The following is a 20,932-nucleotide window of genomic DNA, read 5'->3' on the forward strand; positions in this document are numbered from 1 at the left end:
GAAAATTAGTTAACCCATCATTATAACATATAATTAATTTGCAAGAGTTCTAATAATGGTCAAGAGGGAAAATTTCAAAAACTTTGGCCGAAATAATCCCGTTTATAGTTAAGTACCTAAGCAAAATTAATTACACATTAGGATTAGTTGGAAACTAAAAAAATAAGGCTAATTTATTAATTAGCCTTACTCTTATTCCTTACCTATTAGGTCAAATAGGATTAGTTGGAAACATAAAGTTTTGAGCGGTGCGCTCAGACCAGTCAAATTCCCTTACCTATTAGGTCAAATAGGATTAGTTGGAAACTGAGTTAACTGATACTTCTTAATCGAAGCTTGTCCACCGAGACCTTACCTATTAGGTCAAATAGGATTAGTTGGAAAGCAGAAAAAGGGTTTCTTTTAGAAACCCTTTTTCTAATAAATTGTGTCAAATATATCTTGACAAAAATCGATAAAAATGCTAAAACCTAACGGGAATATTCGCTTTAAATTACGAACACCTTAGCAGTTATCCTAATAGTGAAGTAGTAAGTTTTCCTTTGGGGGAGTCAGAAACCGATCGCCGGTCAAGGAAAAACCCGAAATTCAACCTATTCCCTCGGATCAAAATCTGGCAGCGTCCCCAGCTTGCGAATGGTCACTTTAACATCCATAGATAAATAGTCATCGGCATCACCAAACCAAGAACCAGAAAGAGGTATGATTTGACCGGGATGACGAGCGATCGCCACTCGAATTAAATCAAAGCCGGCGGTAATTTGATTAGTCGGATCATAATTACGCCAACCGGCCCCCGGTAGATAAACCTGTAACCAAGCATGGGTAGCACCAGAGCCAGTCATCCCCACTTCACCACCGTCGAGGGCAGCATCGTAGAGATAGCCACTGACAAAACGACAGGCTAAACCCAATCTTCGCAAAGCTTCGATCATCAACCAAGCATAATCGCGACAAGTTCCCGACTTTAGCCGCAGGGTTTCTCCGGGGGATTGAGTTCCTTCACTCTCCCGGGATTGGTAGGTAAAATTATCTTTGATAGCCGCCATCATTCTTGCCATGACATCGAGGGTATCATCTTGATCCCCCGCTACAAAACTTTTGGCCCAAGCTGCCAAGCTGCCGTCGGCATCCTCAGCGTGGGGACGCATAAACACCACCAGGTCTAACCATTCATCGGGGGTGTACTGGATGGGAATTTCGATCGCCCGTTGATCGAGGGGAAAATCAGCGATCGCTTTTAAGCCAAAATGTTCCGCCCGTAATCGACAGGTAACGATTAATTCTGACGCTGCTTGAGCGAATTCAATCCCTACCACGTTGTTAGATAGAGTATCCATAGTCCAGCGCGTTTTGGCGGCAATATTCGCCTCTACAGAATAACTGATAATTCTTTCACCGTGACCGGCGCTGGGCAAAAAAATCGCCCGATGTTCCCCAAAAGTTACCAGTTTACGATAATGATAGCTGGTGATGTGTTCCAAGTCGTAGATGACACTCATCCTGATTATCCTTAATAAAGTAGCTGGTTATAATTGAAGATAAATCCCCCCTTGATCCCCCCTTAATCCCCCCTTGATAAGGGGGGTATCTGACAATTTTTAACACCCACCCACTTAATCACTGACAACTGATAACCGATAACTGATAACTGAAATGACCTCTGACCCGTTCCTCGATCGAGCTTGGAATACCGAAGACCTAGAACAAGCGCTTCGAGGTGTCGGCACTATTCAAGAAGAACTCAACTATAATCAGGCACGCAATTCTCTGAGCAAACTTGTCGATCGTCTGGATCTTACCTCGATCGAGAAAATTGGTCTAGAAGCGGAGATTGATCGCCTAGTGGCCCTGCTAGAAAAACTCGATCGATCCCTGATTCAAATTGCCGCTTTTGGCCTGGTGGGCCGGGGAAAATCCTCGATTTTAAATGCTCTGGTCGGTCAAGAAATCTTTACAACCGGTCCTCTACACGGAGTTACCCGCACCATTAAAGGGGTAAATTGGCAGTTAAGCAGCGATGATACTTTCCCTCATCTAGCGCGTCTGACCCTGAACGGCCAGGGTAATGCTCAGGTGCAATTGCTTGATACTCCCGGTATTGATGAGGTAGATGGGCAAACGAGGGAAATTCTCGCCTGTCAGGTGGCGCAGCAGGTGGATTTAATCCTTTTTATCATCTCTGGTGATATGACCAAAGTGGAATTTTCCGCCTTGGCCAAGTTACGCGAAGCAGGAAAACCGATGATTTTGGTCTTTAATAAAATCGATCAGTATCCGGAAGTCGATCGCCTCGCTATCTATGAAAAAATCGCCTCAGAACGGGTGAAAGAATTACTCTCCCCCGATGAGATTGTTATGGTGGCGGCCTCTCCCCTCCTGGCGGAGACGGTTAAAGGGCAGGATGGTCGGCTAAAAATGCAACGATTTTGCGGAAAACCACAGATAGAAGCCCTGAAACTCAAAATTTTGGAAATTCTAGAGCGAGAGGGTAAATCGCTGGTAGCACTCAATTCTATGCTGTATGCGGACGAGGTAAACGAGCAAATTGTCGCCCGCAAAATGGCTATCCGTGATCGCGGGGCTAATCAATTGATTCAAAAAGCAGTGATGATCAAAGCATCGGCGATCGCTCTGAATCCGGTGACGGTGTTGGATCTGTTTACGGGGGCAGTTATCGATCTAGCCATGATTCTCGCTCTTTCTCGCTTATACGGCATCGATTTAACTCGTCAGGGGGCGATCGCTCTTTTACAAAAAATTGCCCTCAATATGGGTGGCATTAGTGCCAGCGAATTTTTAGCGGTTTTGGGTTTAAGTTCCCTAAAAGGATTACTCGGTCTCTCGATTCCTGCCACTGGCGGCATTTCTCTCCTTCCCTATACTTCGATCGCCCTGACTCAAGCGGGGGTTGCCGGTGTATCCTGTTACGCGATCGGCCAAGTGACGAAAACCTATCTCGCTAATGGGGCCACCTGGGGACCCGATGGCCCGAAGGCAGTGGTGGCCAGCATTCTCGATTCCCTCGATGAAACCTCGATTCTCAACCGGATTAAGCGGGAATTAGGCTCAAAATTGGGGGTTGGGGGTTAGGGGAAGTGGGGAAGTGGGGAAGCGGGGAAATTGAACTAAAACCCCAAAACCCCAAAACCCCAACCTCCAACACCTAAAACCTGTCTCCTATCTCCTGACTCCTAACTCCTAACTCCTAACGGTTGATCACTGATCACTGACTCGATCAATCCAAGAAATGCTTACTATGGACGATCGCCGCTATAATAACTACTGCTCCTTGAATTTGATAGATCAGACGGTAGGCATAGGCAGACTTTTCTCGGATGGTATCATCACTAAATTCGGCGCATTTTTTCGCTTCTAGGGGACAATTTTCTAAAGAATAGCTTATATCAAGAATTCGACGCACGACGGCCGCCGCGTAGGACGGGGAATCTCGACTAATATAAGATGCGATCGCATCCACGTCTTCAATTGCTTTGGGCGACCAGACAAGGCGATAATTCACTCGATCAGCCATTTGTTTAAAAGACCCTCAACTTCTTCTTGGGGGATTGTATTCTCCAGAGAGGCAGCGTTCAAACTTTGACGCACCTTCTCCAGAACGTATAAATGATACTGAATATCTTCAATTGAACAATCATCTGGTAATTGATTCAAGAGGGATTCCACTTTTTGTCTAATGCTATTCATACAAGTTTGACCGAAGTTTTTAAGGAAAAGTATAAATTTAAATTATCTATCAACTATAATCTATAGCAGTTATCTTAATAGTGAGGTACGAAGTATCTGGTTTTAGGGAACAGGGAACGGTTAACAGTAGCCGGTCGCCAAGAGATAATGCCAAATTTCTTTATACTTCATCTTTAAGAGAAACGCTATATCATAGATAGAAAACTAATAGTCACGCATCCTATCTTATGCCATAGTCCCCAGAAAAGCGAGAAAAAGTTAAGAATAGATAAGGTGATTATCTCGCTTTTGTAACATTGGGGCGGGTATTCTGTTAAGAATACTTAATAATTCTCCTATCTGCTCAATCCCCGCAACTTTTAGGGATTATTGACCAATAACCATCTAGCGGCCACAAGACCCCCCCAATCACAGAAATTTTTTGTTACATTAGTTTACAGTTCCCTCAACGCCCCAGTGGGTTATTAATTTTAATGTCTTCTTCGGTTCCTTCGTCGGATTTTATACCCTTAATCGGTCAAGAAACAGAAATCTTTAACTGGGCAAAATCCCATTATCGTAACCATACCTTTGCCAAAGATGAAAAAGTAGCCACGCGCCCCGGGCTATTATACTTTGTGGAATCTGGGGCGATTCGTATTGTTGGTAAGGCACAAGTTAACGTTATTGACCAAAAATCCTCCCGTCAACTACCTATGGCCGATAGTGAGGAAGTATTTCTCGGTTTTGTGGGTGCAGGTCAACCTTTTGAGATTGTTTCTCAATTTCCCTTTCAATTACAAGCCCAAGCTCATCTAGACGGAACCGAGTTAGTCTGGTTATACTGGGAAGATATAGAAAAATGGCCGCAATTGCGAGCGGCTGTTATGGAAACTTTTCGCCATCAATACCAGCGTAAGTTATTTTGGTTGAGTATTCTCGGTCAAAAACGCTCCCTCGATCGATTAATGGGGTTCTTGGTTCTATTATTGGAAGAATACGGTCAACCCTGTGTGGAAGGCTATTATCTCCCCTATCCCCTAACTCACGCTCAAATTGCCAGCGCCATCGGCACTACCAGAGTAACAGTAACAAGATTAATCGGTAAATTGCGACAACAAAATTCGATCTTTTTTAAGCAGGATAATCTTATCGGATTGCCCAGTTTATTTTTGAGTCAGAATTAATTTTTCTGCTGCTGGTGTTGCTGACTCAAGGTATTGTAAAGTTTCAATACAAATATAGTCAGATATAGTCAAGCATGGTAATATATAGATATGAAACTATCAGACTATGCAAAAAAAACAGGAATAAGTTATCGAACGGCTTGGAGGTGGTGGAAACAAGGGAATTTAACAGGTTATCAATTGCCTTCTGGTACAATTATCATAACGGATGACAACCATTCAAAACCCGACTTGATAGCCTGCATTTATGCAAGAGTTTCCAGTGCCGAAAATAAAGACAATCTAGATAGACAAGCTGACCGATTAAAAGATTATGCTGTTGCCAGAGGCTACAAAATCTACAAAGTTGTCAAAGAAGTAGGCAGTGGATTAAACGATAATCGCCAACAATTAGCCAAAATTCTAGTTGACCCCAATTATAATGTTTTAATTGTTGAACACAAAGACCGTCTAGCCAGATTTGGGACTAATTATCTAGAAATCTTGTTAAAAGAACTAGATAAAAAAGTGGAGATTGTCAATCAAAGTGAGGATAATCAGGATGAGTTGATGTCAGATTTAATAGCCATTATAACCTCTTTTTGTTCTCGAATTTACGGATTAAGAAGGTCGAAAAGAAAGACAGAAAAGATTATAGCTGAGTTAAAAGACAACGGATAATAATGTTAGTAGCAGAAAGACACATTATCAAGAAAGGACATAGATTTTGGGCTGAGATAGATAATTTATCTTGGCAGTCTAAAAATCTCTACAACTCAGCCAATTATTTAATCCGACAAAACTTCATTTATGGTCATGGCTATTTGACCTATAATCAGATGGCCTCTCTGAGGTCAAAGACAGAACAGTATCAAGCTTTACCCGCTAAAGTTTCCCAACAAGTTTTGAGAGGATTAGACAAAAACTGGCCATCATTTTTTGCCGCTTCATCGGAGTTTAAAAGTCACCCCGATAAATTTCTGGTCAAACCCAAAATCCCTAGCTATAAGGAGCCAAAAAAAGGACGAAATCTCTTAGTTTACACGATTCAATCCCTAAGCAAAGTAGGTCTTAGGCAAGGAATAGTCAAATTATCAGGTACTTCAATTGCCTTGCCGACGAGAGTAGCCGAGCGCATAGCAGAAGTCAGAATAGTTCCTAAATGTGATTGTTATGTAATCGAGGTAATTTATGAGAAAACTGAACAGTTCTTAGCTCCTAATGAAAAGATAGCTGCGCTAGATTTAGGCATAGATAATTTGATGGCTGTAACTTCAAATCAACCGGACTTTATCCCTTTGTTGATTAATGGCAGACCGTTAAAAAGCCTGAATCAATTTTATAACCAACGTCGGGCTAAGTTACAATCTCTGTTAAAAGGCAATCGTCAAAGTTCCCAGAGGATGCGCCGTTTGACTCGCTGTCGTAATCAGAAAGTAGATGATTATCTTCATCAGGCTAGTCGTTATTTAGTCAATCTCTTAGTTGACCAAGAGATAACAACTTTAGTAATTGGGAAAAATGACGGTTGGAAACAAGAAGTAAACTTAGGAAAAGTCAACAATCAAAAATTTGTGACCATCCCTCATGCTCGATTAATTGAGATGATTAGTTATAAATGTCAATTAGAAGGAATCTCTGTGATTCTTCAAGAAGAATCCTATACCTCAGCTTCTAATTTTTTGAATGACGATCCTCTCCCCGTTTATGGACAGATAACTGAAAAGCCAGTGTTTTCAGGAAACTGAATTTTACGAGGGTTATATCGTACAGATAAGGGGATTCTGGTTCAATCTGATGTCATGGGTTCCTACAATATTTTACGAAAAGCATTCCCAAATGCGTTTAACTGCTATGGGATAGAGAGGTGCGTAGTTCACCCAAGGAGAATCAATCTCTCGAAGTAAAAGTGAAGGGAATTTCTGAAATGGAATTCAGTCTGTCTATATTTGACTATACTGTTACTAACTATGAATAATTGACATACTCCCACCGTCAAGCTACGCTGTGACGGGAGATTCTTTCCAGATCACTATCGGAAATTCCTTGTTCAACGAGACAGCTTAGATTCTCAATGTCTCCACTGAAAACCCAGAGACCGGACTCTGCCAAGGCGTTTGGGTCGGTTTCTGTTTGCCCAACAGTACCGTTGAGATGATTTCCCAAATATTTCAACCCTTTTTTAAGAATGTTGATGGCTGCATTAGGTAAAAATCAGAGCTATCGCCCCTTAGATTGGCCGATCATGGCTATTTGCCACCGGTTCGGGGCTATCCTCGCCAATCCAAGCCCTAACTAACTCGTAGCAAAGACCGAGCAGAACTGGCCCGACGAATAAACCAATAATCCCGTAGGCGATCACTCCCCCGAACACCCCTAGCAGAATCACCACCATGGGAATGGGCAGACCGCGCCCCATTAAGATCGGTTTGAGGAAATTATCCACCAAGGTGGCGGGAATCATCCAGAGGGTAAATAATAGGGCGATAGAATTGGGTAGTGTTACCCAAGCGTGAATGAGCGCCCCCAAGACAATCAAACCGGGGCCAATTTGGAGAATGCCCAAAATTAGGGTGAGGAGAGTTAATAAACCGGCCGCAGGCGTTCCCACCGTTACTAAACCGATGCCGATCAAAAGACTCTGGATAATAGCAACGCCAATAATACCGCGGCTAACATTGCGGACGGTAGAGGCGGTCAGACCGGCCAGCGCGATTCCTCGACCCGGGGCGATCTTTTCCGCTAACCGGTTCATCGGGCGAGTCAGATTTTTAGCGGAGAGGGTGAGGGCCGCCGCAATCAGAATCGAGGCGATAAATTTCAGCACCGTCAGACCGGTACTGGTGGCCAGAGAAAGGGAGATTTTCCCCAGTTCTTTTAATTGTGGCTCGAAGCGTTGAAGAAATTGACCCGTGTTATCTGATGCCTGCTGCCAGAGACCGGCAATCCTTTCGCCGATCAGCGGCCAGGTGGCCACATCGGCGGGGGGAGGGGGAATCAGCACCGCACCAGTATCGATATATTCGGCCATCGTTCGCAGATTACCCGCCAGAACCGCTGCAATGCCACTCACCGGACCGATAATAATCCCTAGACAAAGTAGGGTGAGGAGAACTGTGGCCAGTTTCGCCCGGCCAGCGAGTAACTTTTTTAACCAGAGAAAGAGCGGATACCAAGCGATCGCTAGAATTGCTCCCCAGAGGATCATGGTTAGGAAGGGACGCAGCAGGGTGAACCCAGCAAATAACAACAGGCCGAGAAAAAACAGCCGGATGACGAGATCGATAATTTTAGCGTCATTTTTCATCAATAGCGATCGCCTTTTGGCTAGATGAGGACATTTCTGCAATTATGGCAGTTTTTCGTTATCGGTAGTGATTCGCTAGTAGTGGTGAGCCGTTTTGCTTATCTGGTCGGGATTGTGTAAAATATTTCCTAATCAAAATAATTGCCCGATAAATCTTGATAACTGATTCTTTCAGGGTAAATCTCCTGACAAATATCTTTTTTTTGGTCGGTGCAATGCTTACTTGCAATCGTCTTGATCGAGTAAAATCGACTAATTTAATCTGTTAACAAGGATGCCAGCAAATTTATTAGAAGTGCGGGGAGCCACCCGTCGATTTGGGGGATTAGTCGCCGTCGATGGGGTTTCCTTTCAGGTACAAAAAAACGAGATTTTTGGCTTAATTGGACCCAATGGGGCGGGAAAAACGACTTTATTTAATCTGATCACCGGTTTAATTCCCCTATCCAGCGGTGATTTAATTTATCAAGGCGACAGTTTGGCTAATTATCGTCCTCACCAGATCGCTCAGGCGGGAATTGCCCGGACTTTCCAGAATTTGCGCTTATTTGGTGAATTATCGGCTTTAGAAAATGTGGCGATCGCTGGTAACATTCACAATAGCTCCAATCTCTGGACGGGAATTTTCGGTTTACCGGTTTCGAGAAGGGAGGAGGAAAAAACCTATAAAAGAGCAGCGGAATTATTAGATTTAGTCGGATTAACTGACCAAAGCAATCGGAAAGCCTCTAATTTAGCCTATGGTGATCAAAGACGCTTGGAAATCGCCCGCGCTTTAGCTTTGCAACCCCAGTTATTACTCCTCGATGAACCGGCAGCCGGGATGAATCCCAGCGAAAAGGGGTCATTAAGTCAGCTAATTCGACAAATTCGTGATAATTTAGCTTTAACTGTCCTGTTAATCGAACATCATGTGCCTTTAGTGATGGGATTATGCGATCGCATTGCCGTGTTAGATTTCGGTAAGTTAATCGCTTTGGGAGAGCCAGCTACAGTCAGGGAGAATCCCGCGGTGATTGAAGCTTATTTAGGGGATGAATAAGGATTTTAGATATAGCAGCTATCTTCATGGTGAGGTACGAAGTTTTCGTTTTGGGGAGCCGGTCGTCAGTTATCAGTTAACAGCCTTTTTCTCCCTTCTCCCCACTCTCCTACTGCACTAAAGCGACGGAGAATGTCATACCTGAGCTTATTTTTTTAGACAAATTACTGCATTTTTAGCATCCATTCTACTGTGCGTTCATACAGTTCTAAATTACCAGTTTTTATCAAAGCATTAGCGGCTTTTTGCAAAGAGTTAAGGCTCGCTACTCGGCTACTAGGATTTTTATCATCGTAGGTAGCAAGAGCCAAATTATAATAAGCTTCGCCATAATTAGGCTGATAACTAATTGCTAATTGATAATCCGCAATCGCTTCTTTCTTCTCGCCCATTTTTTCCTTAACTAAACCTCGATTATAGTAAGCTTCAGCATAGTTAGACTGGAGAGAAATAGCCATATTTAAATCCTCCAAAGCACCAGTATTATCTCCCAAATCAAAGCGAATAACTCCTCTTTTTTCTCAAAACCCTTGACAAATGGCGAGACTTGCTTTAGACTTTATGTATAATGGGAATCCGTGCGCAAATATATATATAGTTTTTGAGCAAAGATAAGAGAGAAAAAAATAGCCTCAAAAATCGGGATGGGTAGGAATAGGGATATAAGGTATGAAGACTGAAATTTTCTCTCCCCGACAAGCATTAAACAAAGCATTCCTGAGTAGGGATAATTCATGAATTATCCCTACGGAATTATCCCTACGGAATTATCCCTACGGAATTATCCCTACGGAATTATCCCTACGATAGGAATTGTTGTTACAGTGATTATAAAATCGGCTCGATTTTTTTTCTAAAAACCCTTGACAAATGGCGAGACTTGCTTTAGACTTTTTATATAATGGGAATCCGTGCGCAAATATATATAGGGTTTTTGAGGGAAGATAAGAGAGAAAAAAATAGACTCCAAAACCGGGATGGGTAGGAATAGGGATAAAGGTATGAAGACAGAAAATTTCTCTCCCCGACAAGCATTAAACAAAGCATTCCTGAGTAGGGATAATTCATGAATTATCCCTACGGAATTATCCCTACGGAATTATCCCTACGGAATTATCCCTACGATAGGAATTGTTGTTACAGTGATTATAAAATCGGCTCGATTTTTTTTCTAAAAACCCTTGACAAATGGCGAGACTTGCTTTAGACTTTTTATATAATGGGAATCCGTGCGCAAATATATATAGGGTTTTTGAGGGAAGATAAGAGAGAAAAAAATAGACTCCAAAACCGGGATGGGTAGGAATAGGGATAAAGGTATGAAGACAGAAAATTTCTCTCCCCGACAAGCATTAAACAAAGCATTCCTGAGTAGGGATAATTCATGAATTATCCCTACGGAATTATCCCTACGGAATTATCCCTACGGAATTATCCCTACGATAGGAATTGTTGTTACAGTGATTATAAATCCTTTCTACCGAAGCTTTGCCAAAACTGAACTTCCTCCTGACTAGGTTTGACTTGCTGATTTTCGATATCTTGATGCCATTTTAAAGGATTATTAACAATATATTCTCTAATTTTCGTTAAGGAAACCTCATCACGGATAATATGTTCATAATAATTCTTTTGCCAAACCGATTGACCTTGAGTACTCTGCAATTGATTAATCAGTTTAGCACTATTCATTTTAAAATAACCAACCACTTTAGGTAACAACATTTTTCGCCTTTCCTCTGGTAGAGATAATTCATGAATTATCTCTAATGGGTTATCAATAAATATTATTCCGTGAATATGATTAGGCATAATCACAAATTCATCTAAAATAACTTCTTTATAACGAGTATCTAAACTATGCCAAATATCCTTAACAACTTGACCAAATTGATTAAGATTCATGACGTTATCTTGTATGTCCCCTAATAAATTTTCACTATTTTTAATACAGATTGTCACAAAATATGCAGCCGATTGAGAATAATCATAGTGAGATAATCTTAAGGAACGACGATGGGGTTTATCAGAAAAGTTATTCATTTATTCATCTCCTTGTCAGGACAATAAATAGGAATCTCATTTTAGTTTTTGGCTATTTAGTAAAATAAGATTAAGCTGAATATAACAATAATTGTAACTGCTCGGTCTCGCGTAGCGAGCGCGTTGCGACCGCTTCCTTTAACCTTTCTACCCCTGCAAACTTACTGGCAATTTCCCTCACATCTTGGGAAGTGGGGAGATTTTCTCAAAACCCTTGACAAATGGCGAGACTTGCTTTAGACTTTTTATATAATGGGAATCCGTGCGCAAATATATATATAGTTTTTGAGCAAAGATAAGAGAGAAAAAAATAGACTCCAAAACCGGGATGGGTAGGAATAGGGATAAAGGGATGAAGACGGAAAATTTCTCTCCCCGACAAGCATTAAACAAAGCATTCCTGAGTAGGGATAATTCATGAATTATCCCTACGGAATTATCCCTACGGAATTATCCCTACGGAATTATCCCTACGGAATTATCCCTACGGAATTATCCCTACGATCTGAATTGTTGTTACGGTGATTATAAAATCGGCTCGATTTTTTTTCTAAAAACCCTTGACAAATGGCGAGACTTGCTTTAGACTTTTTATATAATGGGAATCCGTGCGCAAATATATATATAGTTTTTGAGCAAAGATAAGAGAGAAAAAAATAGACTCCAAAACCGGGATGGGTAGGAATAGGGATAAAGGTATGAAGACAGAAAATTTCTCTCCCCGACAAGCATTAAACAAAGCATTCCTGAGTAGGGATAATTCATGAATTATCCCTACGGAATTATCCCTACGGAATTATCCCTACGGAATTATCCCTACGGAATTATCCCTACGGAATTATCCCTACGGAATTATCCCTACGATCTGAATTGTTGTTACGGTGATTATAAAATCGGCTCGATTTTTTTTCTCAAAACCCTTGACAAATGGCGAGACTTGCTTTAGACTTTTTATATAATGGGAATCCGTGCGCAAATATATATATAGTTTTTGAGCAAAGATAAGAGAGAAAAAAATAGACTCCAAAATCGGGATGGGTAGGAATAGGGATAAAGGTATGAAGACAGAAAATTTCTCTCCCCGACAAGCATTAAACAAAGCATTCCTGAGAGTCAAACCGAATCGTAGTCAGGTGGAGAAGTTTCAAACCCACCTAGAACAACTTTTGGGGAGTATAAACGAGACAGAATCGGAGGAGTTCCACAAAAACCTGCTTGCAGACTTTCTCAAACACAGCTACTATAGTCCCCAACATTTCATCAACACCAAGGGAAGGAATGATTTAGTCATCCATAATGGGAAAGAGTCGCGGGATTCCGTGGGGGTAATATTGGAAGTCAAGAAACCCAGCAATAAAAGCGAGATGCTGCGGAGAGACAAACTCAACTGTAAAGCATTACAAGAATTACTCCTCTACTTCCTTCGGGAAAGAATAACCGAGAAAAACCTAGAGATAAAACACCTGATTGCTACCAATATATATGAGTGGTTTATCTTCGATGGGAATATCTTCGAGAGACTATTCGCACAAAATCAGGAACTTGTCAGACAGTTTAATGACTTTGAGACGGGGAGACTAACGGGAAAAACCACCGACTTCTTCTACAAACAGATAGGGGAACCCTTCCTTAACTCCATACTCAATTCCCTGACATACACCTATTTTGACTTGCGGGAATACACCCAAACCATCCGGGAGGACGAACATAACCTCATCAGTCTCTATAAAATCTTTTCTCCCGAACACCTGTTAAAACTCCCCTTTGCGAACGATAGCAACAGTCTCGACAAAAACTTTTATAGTGAACTGCTGCATATCATCGGATTGACAGAGATAAAAGAGGGAGGAAAAAAACTCATCCAACGTCTGCAACCGGCAGCGCGACAACCCGGTTCGCTGCTAGAGAACGCTATCAGTCAAGTAGAGAGTTTAGATAAAATCTCTCGTTTACCCAATCCCGAGGAATTTGGGGAGACGGAGGAGGAGAGACTATTGAATATCGGTTTAGAGTTAGGGATAACCTGGATAAATAGAATCCTCTTCCTCAAACTATTAGAAGCGCAGATAATTAGGTATCATCGGGGGGATAAATCCCTAGGGTTTCTCAATTTAGGCAAAATTGCCAACTATGACGACTTAAATCGCTTATTTTTCAGCGTCTTAGCAAAAAAACAGTCAGAAAGAAGCAAAGACATCCAGAATACCCATACTCAGGTTCCCTATCTCAACAGTTCCCTATTTGAACCGACGGAATTAGAACAATCAACCATAGTTATCAGTAACCTGTGTTCGGAGAATATAGAGATTTTTGCAGGAACAGTCTTAAAGGATAGTCAGGGGAAAAAGCGAACAGGAGAAATCAACGCTCTAGCATACCTATTCGAGTTTCTCAATGCCTACGATTTTAGCAGCGAAGGTGGGGAAGCGATACAGGAGGATAACAAGACTCTTATCAATGCGTCGGTGTTGGGATTAATCTTCGAGAAAATCAACGGATATAAGGATGGTTCCTTTTTCACCCCCGGTTTCATCACTATGTATATGTGTCGGGAAACGATTCGACGCGCAGTGATAGAGAAATTTAACCAGAGTCAGGGATGGGATTGTCAGACAATCGAGGATGTATATAACCGCATCAAAGATAAAACGGCAGCCAATGCTATTATCAATAGTCTCAAAATTTGTGATCCTGCGGTGGGTTCGGGACATTTTCTTGTTTCTGCTTTGAACGAGATAATCGCAATTAAGAGTGAGTTACAGATTTTAGTGGATAAAGAGGGGAAAACTCTCAGGGATTATCGGGTTGAGGTGGTGAACGATGAGTTAATCGTCACCGATGATGACGGTAATCTGTTTGAGTATAATCCCCGCAACCGAGAAAGTCAGCGAGTACAGGAGACTTTATTTCAGGAAAAACAGCGTCTGATTGAGGGGTGTCTCTTTGGAGTCGATATCAATCCCAACTCGGTGAAAATCTGTCGGTTGCGTTTATGGATTGAGTTACTCAAGAATGCTTACTACAAAGCAGATAACGAGTTAGAGACGCTACCGAATATCGATATTAATATCAAGGTTGGCAATTCTCTGATTAGTCGCTTTGGGTTATCCAATGATTTACAAGTCTTTTCCCGCAAAAATCGTTTAAGTATCGAGAGTTATAAGGATGCGGTGAGAGTCTATCGCAACGCGGAGGATAAATCGCAAAAGCGCGAGATGGAGAGATTGATAAGTGAGATTAAGAGTAGTTTTCGTCAGACTTTACAGGGAGATAATCCTCTGAAAAAGCGCTTGCGGGGTTTGGAAACGGATTTATATAGTCTAGAGAATCAAATTTTGTTATTTGAGGAGTCACCCAAGGAAAAGAAAGCGCGGGAAAGGAAGATTAGTCAGTTAAGGAATGAGATTGATAAGTTACGTCCGCAACTAGAGGAGATTGAAAGCGGTAAGATTTATCATAATGCTTTTGAATGGCGCTTCGAGTTCCCCGAAGTTCTAGACGATAAGGGGAATTTTATCGGTTTTGATGTGGTAATTGGCAATCCTCCTTATATTCAATTATCTAAAATAGACTCAACAACAGTTAAATACAAGAATTATTTACTAATGCGTTATGAAACATCTGGCGGCAGATTAAATACATTTATTTTTTTCACTCATTTATCATTTCAAATACTAAAACAAAACGGAATTTTAAGTTATATCATTCCAAACACTATATTAACTCAAGAATATTATGTATTTACACGTCAATTCTTACTCAATAAAGTAACGCTATCAGAGGTTATCAATTTTCTGAATTTACCGTTTGAAGACGCAGTAGTAGAAACAGTGATTATTCAATATTTGAAATCACAAAATTTAGATTATGCTGTGAATTATGGTGAGCTTGCTGAAAGTGGATTTAATTTCAAATTTAATATAAGTTCATCCGAAATAAGAAGCAATATCGGCTATTCATTTTTAGTTCAGCGTAATTCTATTTTGCTTAAAGTTTTTGAATCTAAAAATTGTCCGCTTGACGAAATTTGTAATATTAATCAAGCAATAGCCTTGAAGGGAGATAAATCACTATCTTTAAAAACACAAAACCCTGAAGGGAAATATAAAAAACTTCTTGATGGAAGAAATATAAATAAATACTCAATTAGCTGGGATGGTTTTTATTTAGATTATGATATTACCAAGATTCATAGTTGTAAACGCAGAGACATTTTTGAAACAAAAGAAAAACTTTTATTTAGAAGAGTTTCGAGAACGTTAATTTTTACCTACGACAATTCTCAATATTATGCTCTTAATACATTGGTAGTTGTAAATCTAAAAAAAGGGATTAACTTTGATATAAAGTTTCTTCTTGGAATAATGAATTCTTCATTAATGAATTATATTTATAACAACAAATTTAAATCAACTAAAACAGTTTTCTCTGAAATTCAAACTCGTTCTATTTCACAGCTTCCAATACCCAAAATTAGTCAAGAACAACAGCAACCTATAATTGTACTTGTAGATCAAATTCTCACGGCTAAAAAATCTAATCCCAAAGCTGACACCAGCGAGTTAGAAAAAGAGATTGACAAAATAGTGTATGAATTGTATGGATTAAGCGAGGAGGAAATCAGGATAATAGAGGGGGAAATAAAATAAATATAAATGTAGTAACGCACCCAAAAGCATCCCAAAGGACTGACAAAAATTTGATCCCCCTAAATCCCCCTTTTTAAGGGGGATTTAAATTTAATACATTTGTTCTAATGAACTCCCAATCGAACTTTAAAACCCATCTCCGCGCTTCCCCTATACCTTCCTCTTACCTATTGCAAGAGTGCCTTATCTCAACAAGTAATTTAAATTCAGTACAGCTTACACCCAAAAGAATCTCATACCAAATTTCTAAATCCATGACAGACATCCACGCTCGAATGCTTGCCAAGCCGGTGTTCGTTGTGACGCGAATAAAGAAAAATGGTGTCAACCAAAATGCTTGACAAAAGCCAAGACTTGACTTATACTTTTTATATAATGGGAATCCGTGCCTAAATATATATAGGTGTTTTCAGAGAAATTAACGAGCGAAAGAAATAGGGACGAAAAGGAAAGCTTTGCGGCAAGGATTAAAGCTGGTTTGGTTAGACTAACTTTATCGAAAATTTGGGTTAAAACCCCGTCGTTTTACGACGGCTTTTCCTGATTTTTGATGTAGCACTTAAGAACTTCCAGTGGCGCACCTCCTACAGAAGATACAAAATAACTGGGCGACCAAAGAGCGTCTTTCCCGTATGGCTTAGGATATCCAGCTTGTCCATACCTACGACTAGAGACTCCTTTTAAAGAATTGACCATTACAGAAATAGATAGTTTCGGCGGGTATTCAATCAATGCGTGTACATGATCGGACTCCCCGTTAAATTCCAATATCTGAAAATTCATCTTTTCCGCAACTTCCCTAAAAGACTTTTCAATCAAAGTCAGACTTTTACCAGTAAAAACCTTACTTCTGTATTTTGTCACACAGACCAAGTGTATCTTTAGATCGGAAACAGAGTTTCTTTCTTTTCGCAACTGACTTGACATTATCAACAGACCTAGTTAGAATAGACTACAGACACACACATCTTAACCCAATGAAAGCGAGGTATCAATACCGTATTTACCCAACAGACCAACAAAAGAGGCTTTTGTCTCAGTTGTTCGGGTGTGTGCGTGTTGTCTGGAACGATACCTTAGCTTACTGTCAAGAACTTTATCGACAAGGGGAGAAAAAGCCAAAATATACAGAGTTATCTAAAAGACTAACTCAAGTCAAAAAAACAGAAGAAAGACGGTGGTTAACCGAGGTCTCTTCTATTCCTTTACAACAGTCTTTGAGAGACTTAGAGACTGCTTACTCTAACTTCTTTACATCTTGTAAGGGCGAGAGAAAAGGAAAGAAAGTCAAACCTCCCAAGTTTAAAAAACGTAAATCTAAACAATCAGCAAGATTTACCGACAATGGTTTTACCGTTAACCAACACTGCGTTACTTTAGCAAAAATCGGTGATTTAAGAATCGTTTGGAGTCGTCCATTACCTTCTAAACCTTCTAGTGTCACCGTGATTAAAGATGCAGCAGATCGCTATTTTCTTAGTTTTGTCGTCGAGGTTCAGCCCGAAATACTTCCTAATAACGGGGAGTCCGTGGGAATCGATCTAGGGATTGCTACCTTTGCTACCCTCTCAACAGGGGAAAAGATAGACGCACCGAAACCGTTAAAGAAACGATTAAAACGACTAAGAAAAGCACAGAAAAACCTTTCTAGAAAACAGAAAGGAAGTAACCGACGGGAAAAAGCTAGGAAACGAGTAGCTAAAATCCATGCAAAGATTAAAGACACTCGCACTGATTTCTTGCATAAACTATCCACTAGAGTTGTTCGTGAAAATCAAACGATAATTTTAGAGGATTTAAACACATCGGGAATGGTTAAAAATCGTAAGTTATCCCGTGCCATATCAGACTTAGGATGGCGTTCTTTCCGAGATATGCTATCGGCAAAATCTGATAAATATGGGCGTGATTTTCGGATAATTTCCCGATGGGAGCCAACGTCTCAAAGGTGTTCCTGTTGTGGGAATATCGGCGGGAAAAAAGCGTTAAATATCCGTGAGTGGGAATGTCTTTTCTGTGGGACTTTTCATGATAGGGATGTAAACGCTGCAATTAATATCAAGGTCGCCGGTGGGCAATCGGAGACCTCAAAAAACGGACGTGGAGGAAAGTGTAAGACTACCGATAAGGTAGCAGCATCCTGTGAAGCGTCAACCCAGCGGTCGGTCGTTCAATTAAGTTTGTTTGATCTGCCGGGAATCACCGTCCGGCCCCGGCGGTGAGGATGTCAACAGTACCTTTTGAGGAGAGAAAAGTTATGGCTGAGTCAAAAAGCTGGGATTTTCAGAGATTTTGGCAAACTCTAGACTATTTTGATAGTATTCCCCTGTGGAGTTGTCTGCAAAAGCTGCTCGGTTTCGGGGAAGATAAAAAAAATCAGCTAACAAATGAGCAAGGGATGAAGACCATTTTAGTCATTGGTGGGGAAAATGCGATCGGTAGAAAAGTAATCACCCAACTACAGCAGCAAAACTATCAAATCCGCGCTTTAGTCGATAATATCGAGTCTGCACGTCAATTATTGGCTGAAAATGTCGATTTATTTGCTCTGCAAACCCCGCAATTATTCACAGGGATTGAGAGAATTATCTACTGTCAAGGGGAGAATAACCGCCATAGTTTAGCTAATTTACTCGATTTATTGAAAAATGCTGGGATAACCGCCGAAAAAACCCTCTTTGACTTTAGCAATCCCAGCAGTGATATCAAAGAAATCTGGGGTGCGGTGGATGATGTGGTAATGGGAGGAGTGAGTGAGAGTCAGATAACCCTAACCGGAGGACGAGCGCTCTTTTCCGGTATCGTTAGAACTGAAAATAACGGCGGTTTTGCCTCAGTTCGTACCAGAAACCTGAATCCTCCCCTAAATTTATCTAACTACGAGGGAATAGAATTACAGGTACAAGGGGACGGAAAACGCTATAAATTAATTCTGCGCTGTGAAGGACGTTGGGATGGCATCGGTTACTGTTATTCTTTTGATACATTTGATCGCACCTGGCAAACGATTTCTATTCCTTTTGGCGATTTAATCCCGGTGGTGCGGGCCAAAACGATGAGAGAGGCAGCACCCTTTGATAGCAGTAGCGTCTATGCTTTGCAGTTAATGCAGAGTAAATTCGAGTACGATGGGGCGATAAATCCCCGTTTCTCCCCGGGGTTATTTGCTTTAGAAATTGTCACAATTAAAGCCTACGGGGGCAAAAACCGCTTAATTATCGTTAAAGAAGGAGAAATCGCCGAAAAAAGCCTTTTAGATGCCAGTGGTTATCCCTACGAAGCGATCGATTCTGCCCAGATTTTCGCTAAACTTAATTAATTTAAATAAGCTTGGATCTCAAGTTAAACTACAGAACATCGGGTTAAGATCATGACTATCGGGAGCATAATTAAGGAGGTATGTTCATGAGTGAACAGAATCCCTACGAACAACTTGGGGTTACTGAAGAATCCTCTTTTGAAGAAATTCAAGAGGCCAAACAAAGACTGGTGCAACAGTATCAAAATGATAGCAAAATTGTCGAATTGATCGAGTCGGCCTACGATTCCGTCCTCATGGATCGACTGCGGATGCGACAGGAGGGTAGAATTAAAGTTCCCGATCGCATTCGTTTTCCTGAACGTCTGACGATTCCGGTGGAAAGTAAACCAGTTACTAGCAGCAAATCTCCTCACTGGTGGCAAAGCTTAATCGATACACCTTCTGCACGGGATATCGGTGTACCAGCAGTGATTTACGCTTGTTTAGGAGCAATAACGCTGTTAGTTCCCGATCCCAGTGGCTCCCTCTTACCGCTGCTCTTAGCTTTTGGCGTTTTCGTTAATATCTATTTTTTCAACCGCAAGGAAAAACGTTTTGGCCGCGCCTTACTATTCACTCTCGCTGGTTTAGTGCTAGGAGTCGCTCTGGGAGCGGGATTAGCCAGTTTAGCGGCCAAGGCTGATTTGCATATCTTCGGCGATCGCCAAATTTATGCGCTCGTCACTTTTCTGATCTTTTGGGTGATTAGTAGTTTTTTCCGTTAACCAATCGCTCGTAGGGAGCCTAAGATCACGTCCACTGCTTCCCCAAGGTTATTGACGATATAATCAGGCTCGTAGCTCTCTAAACGGGAACGGCTGCGAATCCCCGATAATACGCCAATAACCTTAATATTTTGGCTTTTAGCGGCGGCAATATCCGCTTCCGTATCCCCCACCATCCAAGTATCGGCAGCCGCCGGCAGTTCTTTAGCGGCCTTAGCCATAAGCAGGGTTTTGTCGCGCACGTCGTTGGTTTTGGTGTAATTGTTATTTAGACAATAACGACGATTAGCGGCGAAAAAACGACCGATATCGTGGCGATTAAAGGCATGATCTAGCTCGGATACCCGCCGCATCGTCATCACGACTAAATCGATCTTTAACTCTTGGATTTTCTGGAGAGTTTCCAAAGAACCAACCACCGGGCGATCGTGGACAAGATAGGGTAAAGTATGGACAGTTTGACGACGAAGATGGGCAAATTTACGCGCTTGATCTTCATCTAATCCTGACATTTCCCCGATACGCTTCTCAGAAACCTGATCCCGTTTTAACTGCCAGAATTCCGCTTTCGATAATTCCCCGATAATTTGACCTTTATAGGCGGTTTTCTGTAAACAGTCTTGATAAACTTGGTAATATCGCTCCGATACGTCCATTATCGGGCCGTCAAAGTCGCTAATTAGTCTCAACATCGTTCTAATACTTCTCGCTTTATTAATTTTTATATACAAGTTACCCTAGAGTCTTGACAATGACAAGAGTTTTGTCGGGAAAAAGATTAGGGACCAGGGAAGTGGGGTGTGGGAAGTGGGGTGTGGGGAAGTGGGGAGGTGGGGAAGTGGGGAAGTGGGGAGGTGGGGAAGTGGGGGAATTTCAACTAAAACCCTAAAACCCTAAAACCCCAACCCCTCACTGATTACTGATGCTTCCCCTTCCCTAGTCTGGACGGTTAGCTTAAAATAAATGTAAGGATATGTAAACTTTCGTAACTATCTCGCCAATTGGCTAACCA

19 protein-coding genes and 3 pseudogenes are annotated in these 20,932 nt (G+C 41.3%); 13 read left to right on the forward strand and 9 right to left on the reverse strand.

The window, feature by feature from the left end:
• Positions 1–593: 593 nt before the first annotated feature.
• A complete protein-coding gene (locus MAE_RS27485; protein ID WP_012268381.1) occupies positions 594–1,502 on the reverse strand; it encodes a transglutaminase family protein in 909 nt (302 codons plus the stop codon).
• A 154-nt stretch (positions 1,503–1,656) separates the two neighbouring features.
• Between MAE_RS27485 and MAE_RS27490 the strand changes: the two genes are divergently transcribed.
• Positions 1,657–3,093: a GTP-binding protein gene (locus tag MAE_RS27490; protein WP_002797402.1), complete on the forward strand. Its 1,437-nt coding sequence runs from the start codon at positions 1,657–1,659 to the stop codon at positions 3,091–3,093.
• 145 nt (positions 3,094–3,238) lie between these two features.
• Here MAE_RS27490 and MAE_RS27495 read toward each other — a convergent pair whose 3' ends face one another.
• Together MAE_RS27495 and MAE_RS27500 are read right to left on the reverse strand one after the other, a co-directional pair.
• A complete protein-coding gene (locus MAE_RS27495) occupies positions 3,239–3,535 on the reverse strand; it encodes a type II toxin-antitoxin system RelE/ParE family toxin (protein WP_002737690.1) in 297 nt (98 codons plus the stop codon).
• Positions 3,520–3,708 carry a hypothetical protein gene (locus tag MAE_RS27500; protein ID WP_002737442.1) on the reverse strand — a complete coding sequence of 63 codons (189 nt, stop codon included), beginning with the start codon at positions 3,706–3,708 and terminating at the stop codon, positions 3,520–3,522. Before MAE_RS27500 ends, MAE_RS27495 begins: the two co-directional genes overlap by 16 nt.
• Before the next feature lie 473 nt (positions 3,709–4,181).
• Between MAE_RS27500 and MAE_RS27505 the strand changes: the two genes are divergently transcribed.
• The 3 genes and pseudogenes from MAE_RS27505 (at position 4,182) to MAE_RS27515 (ending at position 6,760) form a co-directional block, all read left to right on the forward strand.
• On the forward strand, positions 4,182–4,874 hold the full coding sequence (locus MAE_RS27505) for a Crp/Fnr family transcriptional regulator (RefSeq protein WP_002797403.1): 693 nt from the start codon (positions 4,182–4,184) through the stop codon (positions 4,872–4,874).
• Between the two features lie 84 nt (positions 4,875–4,958).
• The gene (locus MAE_RS27510) at positions 4,959–5,534 is read left to right on the forward strand and encodes an IS607 family transposase (protein WP_419866701.1); all 576 of its coding nucleotides are present in this window, start codon (positions 4,959–4,961) and stop codon (positions 5,532–5,534) included.
• A 2-nt stretch (positions 5,535–5,536) separates the two neighbouring features.
• A pseudogene (locus MAE_RS27515) lies at positions 5,537–6,760 on the forward strand (RNA-guided endonuclease InsQ/TnpB family protein).
• 88 nt (positions 6,761–6,848) lie between these two features.
• On the opposite strand, the pseudogene MAE_RS27520 reads toward MAE_RS27515, so the two are convergent.
• Together MAE_RS27520 and MAE_RS27525 are read right to left on the reverse strand one after the other, a co-directional pair.
• Positions 6,849–7,058, reverse strand: a pseudogene (locus MAE_RS27520) (RNA-guided endonuclease TnpB family protein); the annotation flags it as partial.
• Between the two features lie 25 nt (positions 7,059–7,083).
• The gene (locus tag MAE_RS27525; RefSeq protein WP_012268385.1) at positions 7,084–8,160 is read right to left on the reverse strand and encodes an AI-2E family transporter; all 1,077 of its coding nucleotides are present in this window, start codon (positions 8,158–8,160) and stop codon (positions 7,084–7,086) included.
• 274 nt (positions 8,161–8,434) lie between these two features.
• Here MAE_RS27525 and MAE_RS27530 point away from each other — a divergent pair, with 274 nt between their 5' ends.
• Positions 8,435–9,202: an ABC transporter ATP-binding protein gene (locus tag MAE_RS27530; protein WP_012268387.1), complete on the forward strand. Its 768-nt coding sequence runs from the start codon at positions 8,435–8,437 to the stop codon at positions 9,200–9,202.
• 164 nt (positions 9,203–9,366) lie between these two features.
• Here the strand turns inward: MAE_RS27530 and MAE_RS27535 are convergent.
• A pseudogene (locus MAE_RS27535) lies at positions 9,367–9,717 on the reverse strand (tetratricopeptide repeat protein); the annotation flags it as partial.
• A 219-nt stretch (positions 9,718–9,936) separates the two neighbouring features.
• Between MAE_RS27535 and MAE_RS35960 the strand changes: the two are divergent.
• Positions 9,937–10,059: a hypothetical protein gene (locus MAE_RS35960; RefSeq protein WP_269453954.1), complete on the forward strand. Its 123-nt coding sequence runs from the start codon at positions 9,937–9,939 to the stop codon at positions 10,057–10,059.
• A gap of 209 nt (positions 10,060–10,268) precedes the next feature.
• On the forward strand, positions 10,269–10,409 hold the full coding sequence (locus MAE_RS33680; protein ID WP_158303570.1) for a hypothetical protein: 141 nt from the start codon (positions 10,269–10,271) through the stop codon (positions 10,407–10,409).
• 257 nt (positions 10,410–10,666) lie between these two features.
• On the opposite strand, the gene MAE_RS27540 is transcribed toward MAE_RS33680, so the two are convergent.
• On the reverse strand, positions 10,667–11,245 hold the full coding sequence (locus MAE_RS27540; protein ID WP_002761735.1) for a transposase: 579 nt from the start codon (positions 11,243–11,245) through the stop codon (positions 10,667–10,669).
• Between the two features lie 763 nt (positions 11,246–12,008).
• On the opposite strand from MAE_RS27540, the gene MAE_RS33685 reads away from it, so the two are divergent.
• Complete coding sequence (locus tag MAE_RS33685; protein ID WP_041804472.1) at positions 12,009–12,191, forward strand: hypothetical protein; 183 nt, start codon at positions 12,009–12,011, stop codon at positions 12,189–12,191.
• A 112-nt stretch (positions 12,192–12,303) separates the two neighbouring features.
• Positions 12,304–15,894: a DUF7149 domain-containing protein gene (locus tag MAE_RS27550; protein ID WP_012268393.1), complete on the forward strand. Its 3,591-nt coding sequence runs from the start codon at positions 12,304–12,306 to the stop codon at positions 15,892–15,894.
• A 525-nt stretch (positions 15,895–16,419) separates the two neighbouring features.
• Here the strand turns inward: MAE_RS27550 and tnpA are convergent.
• Positions 16,420–16,821, reverse strand: a complete 402-nt coding sequence (tnpA, locus tag MAE_RS27555; RefSeq protein ID WP_012268395.1) for an IS200/IS605 family transposase — start codon at positions 16,819–16,821, stop codon at positions 16,420–16,422.
• Positions 16,822–16,871: 50 nt separating this feature from the next.
• On the opposite strand from tnpA, the gene MAE_RS27560 reads away from it, so the two are divergent.
• The 3 genes from MAE_RS27560 to MAE_RS27570 all read left to right on the forward strand — a co-directional run bounded on the left by MAE_RS27560 (position 16,872) and on the right by MAE_RS27570 (position 19,920).
• Positions 16,872–18,116, forward strand: a complete 1,245-nt coding sequence (locus MAE_RS27560; RefSeq protein ID WP_012268396.1) for an RNA-guided endonuclease InsQ/TnpB family protein — start codon at positions 16,872–16,874, stop codon at positions 18,114–18,116.
• A 35-nt stretch (positions 18,117–18,151) separates the two neighbouring features.
• Complete coding sequence (locus tag MAE_RS27565) at positions 18,152–19,213, forward strand: CIA30 family protein (RefSeq protein WP_041804475.1); 1,062 nt, start codon at positions 18,152–18,154, stop codon at positions 19,211–19,213.
• An 86-nt stretch (positions 19,214–19,299) separates the two neighbouring features.
• Entirely contained in the window at positions 19,300–19,920 is a 621-nt protein-coding gene (locus tag MAE_RS27570; RefSeq protein ID WP_012268398.1) for a CPP1-like family protein, read from the forward strand.
• Here MAE_RS27570 and MAE_RS27575 read toward each other — a convergent pair.
• Positions 19,917–20,612, reverse strand: coding sequence for an HAD family hydrolase (locus MAE_RS27575; RefSeq protein ID WP_002801790.1), 696 nt, complete (start codon positions 20,610–20,612; stop codon positions 19,917–19,919). The two genes, MAE_RS27570 and MAE_RS27575, sit on opposite strands and share 4 nt — an antisense overlap.
• A 59-nt stretch (positions 20,613–20,671) precedes the next feature.
• Here MAE_RS27575 and MAE_RS33690 point away from each other — a divergent pair, with 59 nt between their 5' ends.
• Positions 20,672–20,809, forward strand: coding sequence for a hypothetical protein (locus tag MAE_RS33690; RefSeq protein WP_158303571.1), 138 nt, complete (start codon positions 20,672–20,674; stop codon positions 20,807–20,809).
• Positions 20,810–20,932: the final 123 nt, after the last annotated feature.

Origin of the sequence: Microcystis aeruginosa NIES-843 (assembly GCF_000010625.1) — a bacterium.
Classification (GTDB): Bacteria; Cyanobacteriota; Cyanobacteriia; order Cyanobacteriales; family Microcystaceae; genus Microcystis; species Microcystis aeruginosa.

Bases quoted from the DNA above. Each gene is read 5' to 3' on its own strand.
- MAE_RS27485 (WP_012268381.1), bottom strand. From the start codon at position 1,502: ATGAGTGTCATCTACGACTTGGAACACATCACCAGCTATCATTATCGT.
- MAE_RS27490 (WP_002797402.1), top strand. From the start codon at position 1,657: ATGACCTCTGACCCGTTCCTCGATCGAGCTTGGAATACCGAAGACCTA.
- MAE_RS27495 (WP_002737690.1), bottom strand. From the start codon at position 3,535: ATGGCTGATCGAGTGAATTATCGCCTTGTCTGGTCGCCCAAAGCAATT.
- MAE_RS27500 (WP_002737442.1), bottom strand. From the start codon at position 3,708: ATGAATAGCATTAGACAAAAAGTGGAATCCCTCTTGAATCAATTACCA.
- MAE_RS27505 (WP_002797403.1), top strand. From the start codon at position 4,182: ATGTCTTCTTCGGTTCCTTCGTCGGATTTTATACCCTTAATCGGTCAA.
- MAE_RS27525 (WP_012268385.1), bottom strand. From the start codon at position 8,160: ATGAAAAATGACGCTAAAATTATCGATCTCGTCATCCGGCTGTTTTTT.
- MAE_RS27530 (WP_012268387.1), top strand. From the start codon at position 8,435: ATGCCAGCAAATTTATTAGAAGTGCGGGGAGCCACCCGTCGATTTGGG.
- MAE_RS35960 (WP_269453954.1), top strand. From the start codon at position 9,937: ATGAATTATCCCTACGGAATTATCCCTACGGAATTATCCCTACGGAAT.
- MAE_RS33680 (WP_158303570.1), top strand. From the start codon at position 10,269: ATGAATTATCCCTACGGAATTATCCCTACGGAATTATCCCTACGGAAT.
- MAE_RS27540 (WP_002761735.1), bottom strand. From the start codon at position 11,245: ATGAATAACTTTTCTGATAAACCCCATCGTCGTTCCTTAAGATTATCT.
- MAE_RS33685 (WP_041804472.1), top strand. From the start codon at position 12,009: ATGAATTATCCCTACGGAATTATCCCTACGGAATTATCCCTACGGAAT.
- MAE_RS27550 (WP_012268393.1), top strand. From the start codon at position 12,304: ATGAAGACAGAAAATTTCTCTCCCCGACAAGCATTAAACAAAGCATTC.
- tnpA (WP_012268395.1), bottom strand. From the start codon at position 16,821: ATGTCAAGTCAGTTGCGAAAAGAAAGAAACTCTGTTTCCGATCTAAAG.
- MAE_RS27560 (WP_012268396.1), top strand. From the start codon at position 16,872: ATGAAAGCGAGGTATCAATACCGTATTTACCCAACAGACCAACAAAAG.
- MAE_RS27565 (WP_041804475.1), top strand. From the start codon at position 18,152: ATGGCTGAGTCAAAAAGCTGGGATTTTCAGAGATTTTGGCAAACTCTA.
- MAE_RS27570 (WP_012268398.1), top strand. From the start codon at position 19,300: ATGAGTGAACAGAATCCCTACGAACAACTTGGGGTTACTGAAGAATCC.
- MAE_RS27575 (WP_002801790.1), bottom strand. From the start codon at position 20,612: ATGTTGAGACTAATTAGCGACTTTGACGGCCCGATAATGGACGTATCG.
- MAE_RS33690 (WP_158303571.1), top strand. From the start codon at position 20,672: ATGACAAGAGTTTTGTCGGGAAAAAGATTAGGGACCAGGGAAGTGGGG.